Source organism: Streptomyces sp. NPDC059909, assembly GCF_042730885.1.
GTDB lineage: Bacteria > Actinomycetota > Actinomycetes > Streptomycetales > Streptomycetaceae > Streptomyces.
On record NZ_JBHWKX010000249.1, the window covers coordinates 1 to 1,186 of the forward strand.

Annotated in this window: 1 protein-coding gene; it reads right to left on the minus strand. The window is 71.9% G+C overall.

The genetic code is table 11. The features are described 5' to 3' along the window. On the minus strand, window positions 1–890 hold an 890-nt coding region (locus ACFV9O_RS40600; RefSeq protein ID WP_385428156.1), incomplete at its 3' end, for an MFS transporter. Window positions 891–1,186: the final 296 nt, after the last annotated feature.

The following is a 1,186-nucleotide window of genomic DNA, read 5'->3' on the forward strand; positions in this document are numbered from 1 at the left end:
GAACCGGTGGCGACGGTGAGAGAGGCCAGAGTGAAGGCGAGGGCCGCGCGCAGGGGCGCGGGCAGCCGCCCGAGCACGGGGACCAGCAGGGGTACGGCGATCAGGGCGGGGAGCGCGCTGGCCCGCAGGGCGAGGATCGCCGTGGAATTGCCGGTGACGGCCGGTGGGCCCGCGATGGCCACCGCCGTGTAGAGGGAGACGAAAGCCGTCATCAGGGCGACGGTGGACAGGCACAGGGCGCCCAGCCGCGGCTGTCGCAGCAGCCGCGGCATCGCCGCGAACGCCTGCAGCAGTCCGCCGTCGGTGCCTCCACGCGGAGTGGGTCGCAGGACCCGGCGCACCGGGAACAAGTTCAGGGCCATCAGCACGGCACTGATCCAGAAGACCGCACGCCAGCCGATTCCGGCCGCAACGGCCTGCGCACCGACCTGAACAACGACGGCGGCGGCGAGCATGCCACTGGTGATGCAGGTGAGGGAGGTGCCGCGGTGTCGAGGCGCGATGTACCGGACGACGTAGGAGAGCGCGGCAGGGGCGAAGGTCGCGGCGGTCAGTCCCTGCAGGCTGCGCAGCACGACGGCGGTGGGAAGGTCGGAGACCGCGCTGACCGCCGCGGTGGACGCCGTGGCGGCCGCGAGCCCCACGGTGATCACGGCGCGTGGTCCGTAACGGTCGCAGAGCGGGCCGGCGAAGAGGAACCCGGCTGCGTAGGCGAAACCGAACGCCGTCGCCGTCCACGTGACCTGACCGGGTGTGGTGCCGAACTCGGTGGCCATGGGGTGCAGCAGTGCCAGGACGGTGTACATCTGACCGACCATCAGCATGCCCAGCGTGGTGAGCAGTGCTGTGGTCCTGGCGGCCGGGGCCCAGCGTGGTGGCCGATCGGGCATTCCGCTCCCGGTTGTGTGATCGAGTGCGCTGGTGGGGTGGGGCATGGGGACTCCGAAAGAACGTCTGGTGGCCCCGTGTGCGGCATGACCGGCCGATGGCAGGCGCCGGGGACCGGGTCGCCCCCGGCCGGCGAGGGGCCGGCCGGGGGCGGTGACGGGGTGATCAGGCTGCGTGGGTGTTCAGCACGTACTCGCGTGAGGCGTGGACCTCGCTGCGCAGGGCGGGCAGGTCGACGTCGAGGACCTGTCCGTCCCACTTGCGGGGCACGCCGTTGATGAGGACGGTGCTGATGTTG